General features: G+C 73.6%; 12 protein-coding genes. 11 read left to right on the top strand and 1 reads right to left on the bottom strand.

Annotation, left to right across the window (positions count from 1 at the left end; translation table 11 throughout):
* Window positions 1-304 precede the first annotated feature (304 nt).
* From ileS to ndk, 4 genes are all read left to right on the top strand, one after another.
* Window positions 305-3,721, top strand: a complete 3,417-nt coding sequence (gene ileS, locus BJ976_RS06050; RefSeq protein WP_135027914.1) for an isoleucine--tRNA ligase — start codon at window positions 305-307, stop codon at window positions 3,719-3,721.
* Entirely contained in the window at window positions 3,718-5,250 is a 1,533-nt protein-coding gene (locus BJ976_RS06045; RefSeq protein WP_135027911.1) for a bifunctional folylpolyglutamate synthase/dihydrofolate synthase, read from the top strand. The genes ileS and BJ976_RS06045 overlap by 4 nt, the downstream gene beginning before the upstream one ends.
* Window positions 5,247-5,747 (top strand): DUF4233 domain-containing protein, encoded by a 501-nt coding sequence (locus BJ976_RS06040; protein ID WP_135027908.1) that lies wholly within the window; start codon window positions 5,247-5,249, stop codon window positions 5,745-5,747. The genes BJ976_RS06045 and BJ976_RS06040 overlap by 4 nt, the downstream gene beginning before the upstream one ends.
* Window positions 5,748-5,828: 81 nt before the next feature.
* On the top strand, window positions 5,829-6,251 hold the full coding sequence (gene ndk, locus BJ976_RS06035; RefSeq protein ID WP_135027904.1) for a nucleoside-diphosphate kinase: 423 nt from the start codon (window positions 5,829-5,831) through the stop codon (window positions 6,249-6,251).
* 73 nt (window positions 6,252-6,324) lie between these two features.
* Here the strand turns inward: ndk and BJ976_RS06030 are convergent, their stop codons facing one another.
* Entirely contained in the window at window positions 6,325-6,987 is a 663-nt protein-coding gene (locus BJ976_RS06030; protein WP_229667074.1) for a vitamin K epoxide reductase family protein, read from the bottom strand.
* Between the two features lie 415 nt (window positions 6,988-7,402).
* Between BJ976_RS06030 and BJ976_RS06025 the strand changes: the two genes are divergently transcribed.
* From BJ976_RS06025 to BJ976_RS05995, 7 genes are all read left to right on the top strand, one after another.
* Entirely contained in the window at window positions 7,403-10,624 is a 3,222-nt protein-coding gene (locus BJ976_RS06025; RefSeq protein WP_135027902.1) for an Rne/Rng family ribonuclease, read from the top strand.
* Between the two features lie 268 nt (window positions 10,625-10,892).
* Complete coding sequence (gene rplU, locus BJ976_RS06020) at window positions 10,893-11,198, top strand: 50S ribosomal protein L21 (protein WP_135027900.1); 306 nt, start codon at window positions 10,893-10,895, stop codon at window positions 11,196-11,198.
* Between the two features lie 53 nt (window positions 11,199-11,251).
* Window positions 11,252-11,509 (top strand): 50S ribosomal protein L27, encoded by a 258-nt coding sequence (gene rpmA, locus BJ976_RS06015; protein WP_135027898.1) that lies wholly within the window; start codon window positions 11,252-11,254, stop codon window positions 11,507-11,509.
* Window positions 11,510-11,662: 153 nt separating this feature from the next.
* Window positions 11,663-13,234 carry a GTPase ObgE gene (obgE, locus tag BJ976_RS06010; protein WP_135027895.1) on the top strand — a complete coding sequence of 524 codons (1,572 nt, stop codon included), beginning with the start codon at window positions 11,663-11,665 and terminating at the stop codon, window positions 13,232-13,234.
* A 90-nt stretch (window positions 13,235-13,324) separates the two neighbouring features.
* Window positions 13,325-14,527, top strand: coding sequence for a glutamate 5-kinase (gene proB, locus BJ976_RS06005; RefSeq protein WP_135027893.1), 1,203 nt, complete (start codon window positions 13,325-13,327; stop codon window positions 14,525-14,527).
* 33 nt (window positions 14,528-14,560) lie between these two features.
* Window positions 14,561-15,889 (top strand): glutamate-5-semialdehyde dehydrogenase, encoded by a 1,329-nt coding sequence (locus BJ976_RS06000; RefSeq protein ID WP_135027890.1) that lies wholly within the window; start codon window positions 14,561-14,563, stop codon window positions 15,887-15,889.
* A 79-nt stretch (window positions 15,890-15,968) separates the two neighbouring features.
* Window positions 15,969-16,211: a hypothetical protein gene (locus BJ976_RS05995; protein WP_135027887.1), complete on the top strand. Its 243-nt coding sequence runs from the start codon at window positions 15,969-15,971 to the stop codon at window positions 16,209-16,211.
* The last annotated feature ends 95 nt before the right edge of the window (window positions 16,212-16,306 follow it).

Below are 16,306 nucleotides of genomic sequence, written 5' to 3'. Positions count from 1 at the left end.
CGCCGCGGCGCTGGACGGCTCGGAGCGGGGCCGTCGCCCACGCGCTAGACTGTCGCCCACAGGCGTCGACCCGGCCATCACCGGCGAGCCTCCGGAAGAACGGGCGTCCTCCGCGCCCCGGCCCCGTGGCCGACGGCGGAACGCCCCACTAGACCCGGACGGGCAGGCCCGTCACAGCCGTCACGAGCGGTCGCGCGCCCCGGTCCCGCCGGGGGAGCGCGGCAAGCAGGGTGGTACCGCGCCGTGAGGCGTCCTTGCAGACAGAGCCCCAGCCCGCCGTCCGCAAGCGAAGACAAGGATCGCCGTGTACCCCCTCGCCTCGTCCGACCCCTCCCAGCGCACCCCGGCCTCGCCGCGTCTGCCCGAGCTCGAGGAGCGCGTGCTGCGCTACTGGGCCGAGGACGGCACCTTCCAGGCCTCGATCGACCAGCGCCCCGCCCAGAACGAGGACGGCTCGCAGAACGAGTTCGTGTTCTACGACGGCCCGCCCTTCGCCAACGGCCTGCCGCACTACGGCCACCTCCTCACGGGCTACGTGAAGGACCTGGTGGCCCGCTACCAGACGCAGCAGGGGCGGCGCGTGGAGCGCCGGTTCGGCTGGGACACCCACGGCCTGCCCGCCGAGCTCGAGGCCATGAAGCAGCTCGGGATGACGGACAAGTCCGAGATCGAGCAGATGGGCATCGACACGTTCAACGACGCCTGCCGCGCCTCCGTCCTGAAGTACACGGACCAGTGGCAGGACTACGTCACCCGTCAGGCCCGGTGGGTGGACTTCGAGAACGACTACAAGACGCTCACCCCGGACTTCATGGAGTCCGTGATCTGGGCGTTCTCCGAGCTGCACCGCAAGGGCCTGACCTACCGCGGCTTCCGCGTGCTGCCCTACTGCTGGCATGACGAGACCCCGCTGTCCAACCACGAGCTGCGCATGGACGACGACGTCTATCAGATGCGTCAGGACCCCTCGGTCACGGTGTCCTTCCCGATCCGCGGCCTGCCCGAGGACCCGGCCCTGATCCCCGACGGCGGCGCCGACGCCGAGCTCGCCGCGCACCTGGCCGGCGTGCACGTGCTCGCCTGGACCACCACCCCCTGGACCCTGCCGACCAACGCGGCCCTCGCCGTCGGGCCGGAGATCGACTACGCCCTCGTGCCGGCCGGCCCCGAAGGCGCCACGGTGCCGGGTGCCGAGCGCTTCCTCCTCGCCCAGGACCGCGTGGGCGCGCACGCCAAGGAGCTCGGCTACGCCGACGCCGACGCCGCCCGCGCCGCCGTCACGGAGACCGTCCCGGGCGCTCGCCTCGGCGGCCTGGCCTATGCGCCGCTGTTCACCGACCTGTTCGAGGCGCATGCGGGGGAGACCTTCACCGTCGGCGCCCGCACCCTCACCCTGGACGGCGTCCATCGCATCCTCGTCGACGACTACGTCTCCACCGACGACGGCACGGGCGTGGTCCACCAGGCCCCGGCCTACGGCGAGGACGACCAGCGCGTGTGCGAGGCCGCCGGCATCCCCGTGCTGCTCTCCGTGGACGAGGGCGCCCGCTTCCTGCCGCTGTTCGCCAGGGACGGCCTCGGGCGCGGCGACCTGAGGGACATCGCCGGCGTGCAGGTGTTCGAGGCGAACACCACGATCGTCCGGGCCCTGCGCGCGCTCGGCCGCGTGGCCCGCGAGGCCTCCTACGAGCACTCCTACCCGCACTGCTGGCGCTGCCGCACGCCCCTGATCTACCGGGCCATCACGTCCTGGTACGTCGCGGTCACGAAGGTCAAGGACCGCATGCTGGAGCTGAACGAGGAGATCACCTGGATCCCCGGCAACGTGAAGCACGGCCAGTTCGGCACATGGGTGGCCAACGCCCGCGACTGGTCCATCTCCCGCAACCGCTACTGGGGCTCGCCCATCCCGGTGTGGGAGTCGGACCACCCGGACTTCCCGCGCCAGGAGGTCTACGGCTCGCTCGCCGAGATCGAGGAGGCCTTCGGCCGCCTGCCGCGCAACGCCGAGGGCGAGGTGGACCTGCACCGCCCCTGGATCGACGACCTCACCCGCCCCCACCCGGACCCCGAGGCCGCCGCGGCGGGCGCGACCCTGCGCCGCGTGGAGGACGTCCTGGACGTCTGGTTCGACTCCGGCTCCATGCCCTACGCGCAGGTGCACTACCCGTTCGAGCGCGCCGACTGGTTCCCCACGCACAACCCGGCGGACTTCATCGTCGAGTACATCGGCCAGACGCGCGGCTGGTTCTACACCATGCACATCCTCGCCACGGCGCTCTTCGACCGCCCGGCCTTCTCCCACGTGATCTCCCACGGCATCGTCCTCGGCTCGGACGGGCAGAAGATGTCCAAGTCCCTGCGCAACTACCCGGACGTCACCGAGGTCCTGGACCGGGACGGCTCCGACGCCATGCGCTGGTTCCTCATGGCCAGCCCCATCCTGCGCGGCGGCAACCTGATCGTCACGGAGGAGGGCATCCGCGAGGCGGCCCGGCAGGTGATCCTCCCGGCGTGGAACGCGTGGCACTTCTTCTCCCTGTACGCGAACACCGCGCACGACGTCGGCGCGCGCCCCGAGGGGTACCGCGCCTCCGCGCGCCACGCCTCGGAGGACCCGCTGGACCAGTACGTCCTGGCGGCCACCGGGCGCATGCTCCGCGAGGTCAAGACCGCGCTGGACGCGTACGAGGTCTCGGAAGCCACGGACGCCCTGCGCGCGTTCATGGACACCCTGACCAACTGGTACATCCGGCGCTCGCGTGAGCGGTTCTTCGCCGAGGACACCGTGGCCATGGACGTGCTCTGGACGGTTCTGGAGGCCTTCACCCGCGCCGCCGCCCCGCTCATGCCGCTCGTGGCGGAGGAGATCTGGCGCGGCCTCACCGGCGGCCGCTCGGTCCACCTCACCGACTACCCGGACGCGGACCAGTTCCCGCACGGGCCCGAGGCGGAGGCACTTGTCGAGCGGATGGACCTCGTGCGCATCGTGAGTTCTGCAGGGTCGGCGTTGCGCAAGGCGGCTAAGCGGCGTGTGCGCCTGCCGCTGGCCCGTCTGACAATCGTGCGGCCTGACGCCAACAAGGTGAGGGACGAGCTCGTCGAGATTCTGAAGGACGAACTCAACATCAAAGTCATTGACGTTCGTGGTCCGAAGGCCGACGACATCGATGAATTCGGAATTGGAACCGAGGTTGTCCTAAATTTCCGCGAGGCTGGTAAGGACTTCGGCAAGAACGTGCCGTTGATCAAGAAGGCGCTGGCGGATTTCCCTGGGCCATTTGGTGCAAATATTCCCCTTCATCTTTCGAATGGGGAGGACGTAAACCTCCTTGAGAAGCACTACACGGCTCGGAATGTGGCGTCCAACGTTCCGAATGGCCATGCTGTGCATGTGTTCGATGACGGCAAGGGATTCCTCGTGCTGGACACGCAGGTCACCGCGGAGCTGGCCGCCGAGGGCACCGCCCGCGACGTGGTGCGGGCCGTCCAGGCCGTCCGCAAGGACGCCGGACTGGACGTCTCCGACCGGGTCCGCACGCGCATCGAGGGCCCGGGCACCGTCGTCGCCGCCCTCGAGGCGCACCGTGACCTCGTGGCGGAGGAGACCCTGACCCTGGACCTCGAGCTCGTGGACTCCGGCGCGGCGGACCCGCGCACGGACCCGGCCGAGGACGCCATGAAGACCGTGTTCGTGACGGTCGCGAAGGCGGACGCATGAGCGGGGCCCCCACCACCGTCGAGGGCGTGTACGCGGACCTGCTGGCCCGCGCCCCGGAGAACAGGATGGAGCCGCGCCTCGAGCCGATGCGGCGGGTCCTGGCGCTGCTCGGCGACCCCCAGCACGCCGCCCCGGTGATCCACCTGACCGGCACCAACGGGAAGACCTCCACGGCACGCATGATCGAGGCGGTGTTGCGCGCCTACGGCCTGCGCACCGGCCGCTACACCTCGCCGCACCTGCGCTCGGTCACCGAACGGATCAGCATCGACGGCGCCCCCGTGGCGGACGAGACGTTCGTCCGCGTATGGGGGGAGATCCTGCCGCTCGTGCAGGTCGTCGACGCCGAGCTCGAGACCGCCGGCCAGCCCCGCCTGACCTACTTCGAGGCGGTGACCACCCTGGGCTTCGCGGTGTTCGCCGACGAGCCCGTCGAGGTCGTCGTGCTCGAGGTGGGCCTGGGCGGGATCACGGACGCCACCAACGTGGCCGACGGCGCGGTCTCCGTGGTCACCCCCATCTCCCTGGACCACACGGACCTGCTGGGGGAGACCGAGGCGGAGATCGCGCAGGAGAAGGCCGGGATCGTCAAGCCCGGCGGCTTCCTCGTCTCCGCCGCGCAGGACCCGGATGCGGCCCAGGTGCTCCTGGACGCCGCCCGCGCTGCGGACGTCCCGTTCCGCTTCGAGGGCGTGGAGTTCGGCGTGGCGGACCGGCGCCTGGCCGTCGGCGGCCAGCAGGTGGACGTGCGCGGCCTCGCCGCCGACTACCCCGATCTCTTCCTGCCGCTGCACGGCGCCCACCAGGCCGAGAACCTGGCCGTGGCCGTCGCGGCCCTCGAGGCGTTCCTCGGCGGCGGCGCCCGCCCCCTGGACGAGGAGCTGCTCCGCGAGGGCCTGGCCCAGGTCACCTCGCCCGGGCGGCTCGAGGTGCTGCGCACCGCGCCCACCGTGATCGTGGACGCCGCCCACAACCCCGACGGCGTGCGCGTCACCGCCCGCGCCGTCCAGGAGTCCTTCGGCTTCACCCGCCTGGTCCTCGTGGTCGGCGTGCTCCAGGACAAGGACGCCCGCACCATGCTCGAGGTCCTCTACCGGGAGTTCGGCGACGACGTCGAGGACGTGGCCCTCACGCAGTCGGCCTCGCCCCGGGCGATCCCCGCCGGGGACCTCGCCGCGCTCGCGGTGGACGCCGGCTGGGGGGAGGACGACGTCTTCGCCACCGAGTCCGTGCCGGACGCCCTCGAGTGGGCGGTCGGCCGCGCGGAGGCCGTGGAGACCAGCGCCGACGCGCTGGCCTCGGGCACCGGCGGCGGCGTGCTCGTCCTCGGCTCCATCACCCTGGCCGCCGAGGTCCGGGACCTGCTGGGGGAGCCGGCCCACGCCGGACCCGTCACCGTGGCCGCCCGCGGCATCGAACCCGAGGACCTCCTGGCCGCCGTCGGCCTGGCGGACGAGGACGACGACGCCGTGGACCCCGAGGTCCTGGACCTGCTGGACGACCGCGACCTGGGAGAGGACCGCCGATGAGCACTCCGCAGCACGACCCCCGCGAGGACGCCGCCCCCGGCTTCGGCCGGGAGGACTGGCGCCCGGCCCGCGAGACCCGCGCCCAGCGGGAGTGGCGGCCCGGGCAGCGCCGGCGGACCCGCTCCGTGCGGGCCATGTTCACGTCCACGGTGCTGTGCCTCGAGGCGCTGCTGCTGTTCTTCCTGGGCATGACCCTGTTCGGCCTGAACCGGGCGGAGCCGCACGCGCTGTGGTTCGTGGTGGGCTTCTCCGCCCTGGCCGTGGTGGCGGTCCTGGACTGCGCCCTCGTGCGCAGGCCCGTGGGCATCGCGATCGGCTGGGCCGTCCAGGCCGTGCTGGTCCTCTCCGCGCTGTGGGAGTACTCGATGTTCCTGATCGGGCCGCTCTTCGCCCTGACCTGGTGGTACGCCGTCACCAAGGGCGGACAGATCGACCGGGAGAACGCGGAGCGGGCCCGCGCCCAGGCCGAGTGGGAGGCCGCGCACCCCGAGAACTGACCCGCCCGCCCGCCCTCGGGGTGCGCGGAGCCCACTAGGGTGGCCGGAGCAGGACCGCCCCACCACAAGGAGAGATGCGTCGTGACCCACCACCCCGAAGAGACCCTCGTCCTCGTCAAGCCCGACGGCGTCCGGCGGCGCCTGACCGGCGAGATCATCGCCCGCATCGAGCGCAAGGGCTACGAGATCGTCGACCTGCGCATGTTCACCCCCTCGCGCGATCTGCTGGTCAAGCACTACGAGGAGCACGAGGGCAAGCCGTTCTTCGAGCCGCTCGTGGAGTTCATGGGCTCCGGCCCGGTCGTCGCCCTGCGCGTCGGCGGCTCCCGCGTGGTCGAGGGGTTCCGCTCCCTCGCCGGCGCCACCGAGCCCACCACGGCCGCTCCGGGCACCATCCGCGGCGACTTCGGCCGCGACTGGGGAGAGGGCGTGCAGAAGAACCTGGTGCACGGCTCCGACTCCACGCTCTCCGCTGAGCGCGAGCTCAAGCTCTGGTTCGGCTGACGCCCACCCGGCACGACGACGACGGCCGCCCCCGGATCCGGGGGCGGCCGTCGTCGTCGACACGAGGGGCGGATCAGCCGAGGCCGATGACCCCCAGGCCCATCTCCATCAGGATGGAGGCGGCCACGAGGACCCACAGGAGCACGATCACCGGCCACGCCAGGTCCCGGGCGAGCGCGGCGATCCGCGGGCCCACGGGCAGGGCGCCGGTCTGGAGGTTGCGGGAGGTGACCAGCACCGTCTGGACGATCACCATGGCCCACACGACCATGCAGTAGAGGCACAGGGTGCCGATCGAGTAGACGGCCGCGTACCAGAGCCATGCGGCGAAGGCGAGGCCGCCCACGAGCCCGATGTTCAGCAGGACCCAGAACCAGCGGGCGAAGCGACCGCCGGCGAGCAGGGCCGCGCCCACCGTGATCAGCATCGGGAAGGCCACGAGGCCGATCAGGGGGTTGGGAAAGCCGAAGGTCATGGCCTGCCAGGACTGCATCACGCGTCCGCAGGAGAGCCACGGGTTGATGTCGCAGCTGGTGACGTACGTGGGGTCCGCCGTGAGGATGGCCCGCTCCACCATGATGATGATCGTGGCGGCCAGGGACACCAGCGAGGTGACGATGAGCATCACCGCCGTGCCCGTCGGGCGGGCGCTCCAGCACGGGTCCGCGATGGCGTGGGAGCCGTCGTCCGCGGCGGCGTCGCGGGTGGGCACGGTCCGGGTCATGGTGTCGTCCATGACAGCAGTCTAGGACCGCCCCGGCGGGCCGGGCGGCCCCGACCGCGGGCGGGTGTGAGAGAATCAGCCTCGGCTGAGCCGCGCCCACACCGCGGCCCCGCCCGCTGCGCGCCCGACGGAGGCCGCCGCCGACGCGACCGACCGGGCACGACCCCGGAGGGCGCCGGTCCCGGAGATCCCGGGACGGCCCGGACGCCGACCGGCGAGGATCCGATGAGCCGGCCCGACACGGCGCGTCGCAGCGGTTCCGCGCGGCCGCCCCTGCGGCGGCCCCGGTTCACCCGAGGACTTTCCCGGAGCCCGTCTCCCGGCGCACCCCGGACGCACGGCGTCCGTGGGGCAACGCGGCCGGCGGCGGGCACGAGTCGCCGGACGGCCGGCGGTGTGGGCCGGCCGGACGGCGGGAGGTGCTGCCATGGCGGCCGAGAAGAAAGACGAGAAGACCACGACGACGCCCCAGGACGAGGTGACCGCGGCCGAGGAGTCGACCCGTCCCCGGACCGGGGCCCCCGACCAGGCGGCGGCGGACGTCGCCGAGGCCCGCGGCGAGGCCGACGGGACCGCCGAGGCCGAGGACGAGGGCGCCGAGCAGGGGCCGGCCGCCGCGGTGGAGGAGGACGAGGAGACCGTGCCGGAGGACGGGGCCGGCGGGCTCCGCTTCGATCCGACGGACCCGTTCGCCGTCCCGGCGGAGGTGCTGAGCCTCCTGGAGGCGGAGAGCGCGTCCTCGCGACGCCGGTCCCGCCGGAGCGTCGAGCCCGGGGACGCCGAGGCCGAGGACGGTCAGGACGAGGAGGCGGCCGACGACGAGCGTCCCGCCGTCTCCCGGCGGCGTCGCCGGCGTCGCCGCGGTGCCGTGGACATGGAGCTGGCCGGCGGGGAGGACGGGGACCCCGAGGGCACCGTCACCCGCGTGCGCGCGCCGCGTCAGGCGCTGAGCACGGGGCCCGAGGCCGTGCAGGGCGTCAAGGGCTCCACGCGCCTCGAGGCCAAGCGCCAGCGACGCCGCGAGTCCCGCTCCGGCGGACGCCGCCGCACCGTGATCACCGAGGCCGAGTTCCTGGCCCGCCGCGAGTCCGTGGACCGCAAGATGCTCGTGCGCCAGCGCGACCAGCGGATCCAGATCGCGGTCCTGGAGGACGGCGTGCTCGCGGAGCACTTCGTCTCCCACACCACCCAGGACTCCATGATCGGCAACGTCTACGTGGGCAAGGTGCAGAACGTGCTCCCGTCCATGGAGGCCGCCTTCGTGGACATCGGCCGCGGCCGCAACGCCGTGCTCTACGCCGGCGAGGTGGACTGGGACGCCGCCCAGCTGGAGGGCAAGGCCAAGAAGATCGAGAACGCCCTGAAGTCGGGCGACACCGTGCTGGTGCAGGTCACCAAGGACCCGGTGGGCCACAAGGGCGCCCGCCTGACAAGCCAGATCTCGCTGCCCGGCCGGTACCTCGTGTACGTCCCGGGCGGGTCCATGACGGGCATCTCCCGCAAGCTGCCCGACGTCGAGCGGGCACGCCTGAAGCGGATCCTCAAGGACCACCTGCCCCAGGACGCCGGCGTGATCGTCCGCACGGCGGCCGAGGGCACCTCCGAGCAGGAGCTGCAGAACGACATCAACCGGCTGCGCGTGCAGTGGGAGGGCATCCAGGAGCGGGCCGGCTCCACCAAGACCCTGGCCCCCGAGCTGCTCTACGCCGAGCCGGACCTGACCATCAAGACCGTCCGCGACGTCTTCAACGAGGACTTCTCCGCGATGCTCGTCCAGGGCGAGGACACCTGGGACGGCATCGAGGCGTACGTGACCTACGTGGCGCCGCACCTGCTGGACCGTCTGCACCACTGGGTGCCGGAGGACCACGACGGCGAGGACCTCTACGCCACGCACCGGGTGGACGAGCAGCTGCACAAGGCGCTCGAGCGGAAGGTCTACCTGCCCTCGGGCGGCTCCCTGGTGATCGACCGGACCGAGGCGATGACCGTCGTCGACGTCAACACGGGCAAGTTCACCGGCTCGGGGGGCAACCTCGAGGAGACCGTCACGAAGAACAACCTGGAGGCGGCCGAGGAGGTCGTCCGTCAGCTGCGCCTGCGGGACATCGGCGGCATCATCGTGATCGACTTCATCGACATGGTGCTGGAGGCCAACCAGGATCTGGTGCTGCGCCGCCTGGTGGAGTGCCTGGGGCGGGACCGCACCAAGCACCAGGTGGCCGAGGTGACCTCCCTGGGCCTGGTGCAGATGACCCGCAAGCGCATGGGCACCGGTCTCGTCGAGGTGTTCTCCGAGGTCTGCGAGCACTGCGCCGGCCGCGGCATCCTCATCCAGGACACGCCGGTGGAGCGCTCCACGTGGGCCGCCGAGCCGCGCGGGGAGTCCGAGGGACGCCGCCGCGGCAAGCGCCGCAGGGGCGCGGGCGAGGGCGACGCCGGCACGCCCGCCGAGGGCGCGCCGGAGGAGACGGCGGAGGAGGAGCGTCAGCGCGCCGAGCGCGCGGCCGCCGCGCGCACCGCGCTGATGTCCATCGCCAAGGCGTCCGGCAAGGCCGCCGAGGAGGCGCCGCAGCCGCCCGCCGAGGAGCGTCGCGAGGAGACGGCGGCGGTGGCGCCCGCCGCCGAGCCGGAGGTCTCGCCGGCCGATGCGGCGGCGGAGGCCCCTGCGGACCGGGACGGGCAGGACGAGTCCGACGAGTCCGGGGGTCGGCGCCGCAAGCGTCGGGGCCGTCGCCGCGGCCGCGGTCGCGCCGCCGAGGACGCGGGCCGCGACGCCGAGGACGCGGGCCGCGACGCCGGGCAGGAGCAGGACGGGTCGGCCGACCCGGAGGACGCACGGACCGAGGAGGCCCCTGCCGGGACCGAGGCTGTGGAGCGCGCCGGGTCCGAGGGGTCCGGCACGGATCCGCGTGCCCCGAAGGCCGCCCGGGACCGCGACGCATCCGAGCCCGCCGCGGAGTCCACGCCCGAGTCGGGTCCGGACGCCCCCGCGCAGGGGACCCCCGGACGCCGCACGCGCGGTCGGCGCCGCCGCGCCGAGTCACCGCAGGGCGCCGGTGCCGCACCGGTGCCGCAGCCGGCCGAGGAGTCGGGTGCGTCCGTCGTCGAGCCGGTCGCGCCGCAGCGGTCGGCGAAGTCCCCGGCCGTGGAGCCGGAGCCCGCGCGCGGCGCGGACCGGGACGCTGTGGACGGCGCCACCGAGGCCGCGCCGGAGGGGGCTGCGGGTGAGCAGCCCGCCCCGCCGCGCCGTCGCCGCTCCCGGCGGGCCACCTCGGACGGCCGCGGCGCCCCCCGCATCGGCGCGGAGGGGGCCGCCCCCGCCCCCGCGGCCGCGCCCGCATCGGCATCCGCATCCGAGGCTGCCCCGGAGCCGGCCTCCGCCGAGCCTGCACAGCCGGAGGCGCCCCGGGCGCCCGTCGCCCCGGACGCCGCAGGGGCCGCGCCCTCGGCGCGGCCGGCCCGGCGCCGCTCCCGCCGCGCCGTGTCCTCCGACGGCGCGCAGGTGAGCGTGCAGACTGCCGGCGAGGCCCGGGGCTCGCGCTTCACCGCACAGGCGTCGGCCGCCGCGCGCCCGCAGGCCGAGGGCGCCGCCCCCGTGATGCTGGGCGTGGGCGTCAAGGCCGAGGACATCGTCCGCGGCGAGTGAGGGGAGGGGTGCGCCGCCCGTACGCGGGCGGCGCACTCCGATCGCCGGGCGCGTGCCGCGCACCGCTCATCGGGTGGGCGCCACGCCCGACACACCTCGTTTGGCCCGGAGGTAGGCCACCGAGTATGATCGACACTCGGTGTCCACCCCGCAGGCTTCCCGCATGTCCCGTTCCTGGGATCACCGGACCCGGACGCACTGCGGTCGAGGTGCGGGCGAGTGGACCTGAAACACGTATCCATGCAACGTCGAGAGAAGTGAGTCCCAAGTGGTGTACGCGATTGTCCGCGCTGGCGGCCGCCAGGAGAAGGTCTCCGTCGGAGACCTCGTTACCCTCGACCGCGTCCCCGCTGAGACCGGTGGCTCCGTCGAGCTGCCCGCTCTGATGCTGGTGGACGGGTCCGAGGTCAAGGCCGGGGCCGACGCCGCCGGTGTGAAGGTGACCGCCGAGGTCGTCTCCCACTCCCGTGGCAAGAAGATCGTCATCCAGAAGTACAAGAACAAGACCGGCTACAAGAAGCGCCAGGGCCACCGCTCTGAGCTGTCCACGGTCAAGATCACCGGGATCGCCTGAGTCGCTGACGCGACCGGCGCCACCCGCAGCATCCAGAAAGACAGGTAACAGCAATGGCACATAAGAAGGCCGGCAGTTCCTCGAAGAACGGCCGCGACTCGAACCCGCAGTACCTCGGCGTCAAGCGCTACGGCGGCGAGGACGTCAACGCCGGCGAGATCATCGTCCGCCAGCGCGGCACCAAGTTCCACCCGGGCCGCAACGTCGGTCGCGGCAAGGACGACACCCTGTTCGCGCTCTCCGCGGGCACCGTGGCCTTCGGCCAGCGCCGTGGCCGCAAGGTCGTGGACATCGTCGCCGCCGCCGAGTGATCCACTCACTCCCGGCATGAGCGCCCGGACCGCCCGCACGGCGGACGGTCCGCGCCTCCGCTGACGCTCCGGCGGGGGCGGGTCACTGTTCATCAGGACCCGCCCCCGCCGTCGTCGTATCCCCCTCTTTCGCCCCACCCGTCAGGAGCCCCCATGGCCGCCTTCGTGGACCGCGTGGTCCTCCACCTCACCGCCGGCGACGGCGGGCACGGCTGCGTGTCCGTCAAGCGCGAGAAGTTCAAGCCGCTGGGTGGCCCCGACGGCGGCCAGGGCGGCGACGGCGGCGACGTCACGCTGGTGGTGGACCACCAGACCACCACGCTGCTCGACTACCACCACGCCCCGCACCGCTCGGCGGAGAACGGCCAGCCCGGCATGGGCGACCACCGCGCCGGCAAGGACGGGGAGCATCTGGTGCTGCCCGTGCCGGACGGCACCGTGGTCAAGGACCGGGACGGCAACATCCTGGCCGACCTCGTGGGGGAGGGCGCCAGCTTCACCGCGGCGGCCGGCGGCCAGGGCGGGCTCGGCAACGCCGCGCTGTCCTCCGTCAAGCGCAAGGCGCCCGGCTTCGCCCTCCTCGGCCTGCCGGGGGAGAGCCGCGAGCTGGTCCTGGAGATCAAGACCGTGGCGGACGTGGCCCTGGTCGGCTACCCCTCGGCCGGCAAGTCCTCGCTGATCGCGGCGATGTCGGCCGCGCGCCCCAAGGTGGCGGACTACCCGTTCACCACGCTCGTGCCCAACCTGGGCGTGGTCCAGGCCGGGGAGGTGCGCTACACGGTGGCGGACGTGCCCGGACTGATCCCCGGCGCGTCGGAGGGCAAGGGCCTGGGCCTGGAGTTCCTGCGCCACGTGGAGCGCTGCGCAGCCCTCGTGCACGTGCTCGACTGCGGCACGCTGGACCCCGAGCGGGACCCGCTGTCCGACTTCGAGGCCATCGAGGCCGAGCTCGAGGCCTACGCCGTCGAGCCGGTCTTCTCCCAGGGCGGGGAGGGGGTTGTGCCCCTGAACGAGCGCCCGCGCCTGGTGGCCCTGAACAAGACCGACCTGCCCGACGGCCGGGAGATGGCGGACCTGGTGCGCGCGCAGCTGGAGGAGCGGGGCCTGCGGGTCTTCGACGTCTCCGCGCTCGCCCACGAGGGCCTCGAGGCCCTGAAGTACGCGATGGCGGGGCTGGTCGAGGAGGCCCGCGCGCGTGAGCCCGAGCCCGAGGAGGCGCCCGTGGCCGTGGAGGTGCCCCGCCGGCGTCGCCGCGGCAAGGACGCCGACTTCACGATCCAGCGAGAGGAGCGGGGCCTCGCCCCCCTGTTCCGCGTCCGCGGCGACAAGCTGGAGAAGTGGGTCGCCCAGACCGACTTCCAGAACGACGAGGCCGTGGGCTACCTGGCCGACCGCCTGCACCGCGCCGGCGTGGAGGACGGCCTGTTCAAGGCCGGGGCCGTGCCGGGGGACGCGGTGGTGATCGGCGACGACGAGACCGGCGTGGTCTTCGACTGGGAGCCCACGCTCTCCGCCGGCGCCGAGCTGCTGGCCGGCCCCCGCGGCACGGACGTCCGCATGGAGGAGCGCACGCGGGCCACACGTGCGGAGAAGCGCGCCGAGCAGGACCAGCGCCGCGCCGCCCGCGCCGCCACCCGGGCCGAGATGGAGGCCGAGCGCCGCTCGGGGCTCTGGACGGTCACGGAGGACGGCCCCGTCGCCGACCCGGGCGATGATGGACGCTGACCCCACCGGGCCGACGGAGGGCACCGCCGTCGCACCGGCCGGACGCCCCGCCGTCCGGCACTGACCCGTCGCCGACGAGGAGGCCCCGCCATGGCCGAGCGCCGCACCACCGTCTTCCGCTACTCCGGGGCCGCCGGGGACCCGCGCGCCAACCCCGTGGTCGGCCGCGAGGACCTGACCGACGCCCGGCGCGTGGTGATCAAGATCGGATCCTCCTCCCTGACCGGCCCCCACGGGCTCCGGACGGAGGAGATCGACGCCCTCGTCGACCTCGTGGCGGGCCTGCGGTCCCGGGGGACCCAGGTGGTCCTGGTGTCCTCGGGCGCGATCGCCGCGGGGTTCCCCGCCCTGGGCCTGAGCCGCCGGCCGAAGGACACGGCCACACAGCAGGCCTCCGCGGCCGTGGGTCAGAACCGGCTCATCTCGTACTACTCGCAGTCGTTCGCCCGCTACGACACGACGGTCGCCCAGGTGCTCCTCACGGCCGAGGAGCTGATGCGGCGGGGCCAGTACATCAACGCCCACCGCGCCCTCGCGCGGCTCCTGACGCTGGACGTCATGCCGATCGTCAACGAGAACGACGCCGTGGCGACGCGCGAGATCCGCTTCGGGGACAACGACCGCCTCGCCGCCCTCACAGCGAACCTGGTCAAGGCCGACCTGCTGGTCCTCCTCTCCGACGTGGACGCGCTGTACACCGGACACCCCTCCCTGCCGGACTCCCGACGGATCCGCACCGTCTCCTCGGACGAGGACCTGGCCGGGGTGGACGTGCGCACCCCCGGCTCCGCGGGCGTGGGCACGGGCGGCATGGTGACCAAGGTGGACGCCGCCGGGATCGCGGCCACCACGGGCATCCCCACCCTGCTCACCTCCGCCGGCCGGGCGGCCGACGCCTTCGCCGGGGAGGACGTGGGCACGTGGTTCTCCGCCGCCGGCCGCCGCCGCTCGGCGCGTGCGGCGTGGCTGGGGCTGACGGCCCGGGTGCGGGGCCGCCTCACCATCGACGACGGCGCCGTGGCCGGGGCCATCGACCGGGGCCGCTCGCTGCTGGCCGCGGGCATCACCGGCGCCGTCGGCGACTTCACGGCGGGCGACGTCGTGGAGATCGCCGACGCCTCCGGGCGGGTGCTGGCGCGCGGGCTGGCCGCCTACTCCTCCTCCCAGCTGCCCGTCATGCTCGGACGCACGACCTCCGAGCTGAAGGCCGACCTGGGCGAGGGGTACGACGGCGTGGTGGTCCACGCGGACGACTGGGTGCGCCTGGCCCCGACCCACTCCGCCTTCCTCTGACGCCCCTCCCGCGGCCTCGCTAGAGTGACGGGCATGAGCAGCGAGAGCACGGACACCGCACACGAGGACGCCCCCTCCCAGGAGATCGTGGACCAGATCCTCGAGCGCTCGGCGTGGGCGCGCGCGGCCGCCCCCGAGCTGGCCCGGGCCGGTCGCGACCGCAAGGACGCCACCCTGGGCGCGATGGCCGACGCCGTCCGCGCCGCCTCCGTCTCCGTGCTCGAGGCGAACCGCGAGGACATGGTCCGTGGGGACGAGGCGGGCACCTCGGGCGCCCTGCTGGACCGGCTGCGGCTGGACGAGGACCGTCTCGAGGCGCTGGCGCTGGCGCTGGAGTCCCTCGCGGGACTGCCGGACCCGGTCGGCTCGGTGGTGCGCGGCGGCGACCTGCCCAACGGCATCCACATGACGCAGGTGCGCGTGCCGCTGGGCGTGGTCGGAGCGGTCTACGAGGCGCGTCCCAACGTCACGGTGGACATCGCCGGCATCGCGCTGAAGTCCGGCAACGCGGTCATCCTGCGCGGCGGCTCCGCGGCCGAGCGCACCAACACCGTCCTGATCCAGGTCCTGCGCGAGGCCGTCCGGGGCCAGGGCTTCGACCCGAACCTCATCCAGGGGATCGACGACCTGGGACGGCCCGGCGTCGCCGCGTTGATGGCCACCCGCGGGTCCGTGGACGTCCTGGTGCCCCGGGGCGGGCGCGAGCTCATCCAGCGCGTGGTCCGCGAGGCCCGCGTGCCGGTGATCGAGACGGGTGAGGGCAACGTGCACCTGTACCTCGACGCGACGGCGCCCGTCGAGATGGCCGTGGACGTCGCCGTCAACGCGAAGACGCACCGCACGTCCGTGTGCAACGCCGCGGAGACGCTCCTGATCCATGAGGATGCCGCGGAGGCGGGCCGGGAGGTCCTCCGCGCGCTCCTGCGCGCCGGCGTGCTGCTGCACCTCGACGCCGGGGCCCGCGCGCTGCTGCCGCCGGAGCACGATCGCGGCCCCGACCCCCGTGATCCCGTGGACGCCACCGAGGAGGACTGGGGCCGGGAGTACCTGGACCTGGAGATGGCGGTGCGGACGGTCTCGTCGATCGACGAGGCCATGGAGCACATCCGCCGCTGGTCCACCGGCCACACCGAGGCCATCGTGACCAACGACCTGGGGAGCGCGGACCGGTTCGTCACCGAGGTGGACGCCGCCGCGGTGATCGTCAACGCCTCCACCCGCTTCACCGACGGCGGCCAGCTCGGCCTGGGCGCGGAGGTGGGGATCTCCACGCAGCGCATGCACGCCCGCGGTCCCATGGGGCTCGACGAGCTCACCACCACCAAATGGGTCCTGCGCGGCACGGGCCAGGTCCGGCGCTGACGCCCGCTAGACTCGACCCCGAGTCCACCCGGGCCGGGACCGCGCCCGGCCCCCGCACCCACGCACCGAGGAGCACCCCATGCTGAACACCTCCCTGATCCTGGCCGCGGCCGAGGGCGGCCACCACATCGTCAACGAGATGCCGATGGACCCCATCTGGTACGGCGTCATCACCTTCGTCCTCCTGATGGCAGCCCTGCTCGCCGTGCTGTCCATGCGCTCCGTGGGCCTGCGCCACCCGGCGCCCACCACGGCCGTCCAGCACCACGGCACCGCCCGCAGCGGGTCCCACGGCACCGGCTCCCACAGCGCCGGGCACTGATCCCCCGCGCGGGGTGGCCAGGCGGACGCCCGGCGCCCCGTGTGAGGGAACGGACCGACCCGTCCCCGCATGACCGTCGCCACTCGCGCCTCCGC

Origin of the sequence: Micrococcus flavus, assembly GCF_014204815.1 — a bacterium.
Lineage (GTDB): Bacteria > Actinomycetota > Actinomycetes > Actinomycetales > Micrococcaceae > Micrococcus > Micrococcus flavus.
Note: the sequence above shows the minus strand (reverse complement) of the source record. Positions and strands in the feature narration are given on the sequence as shown.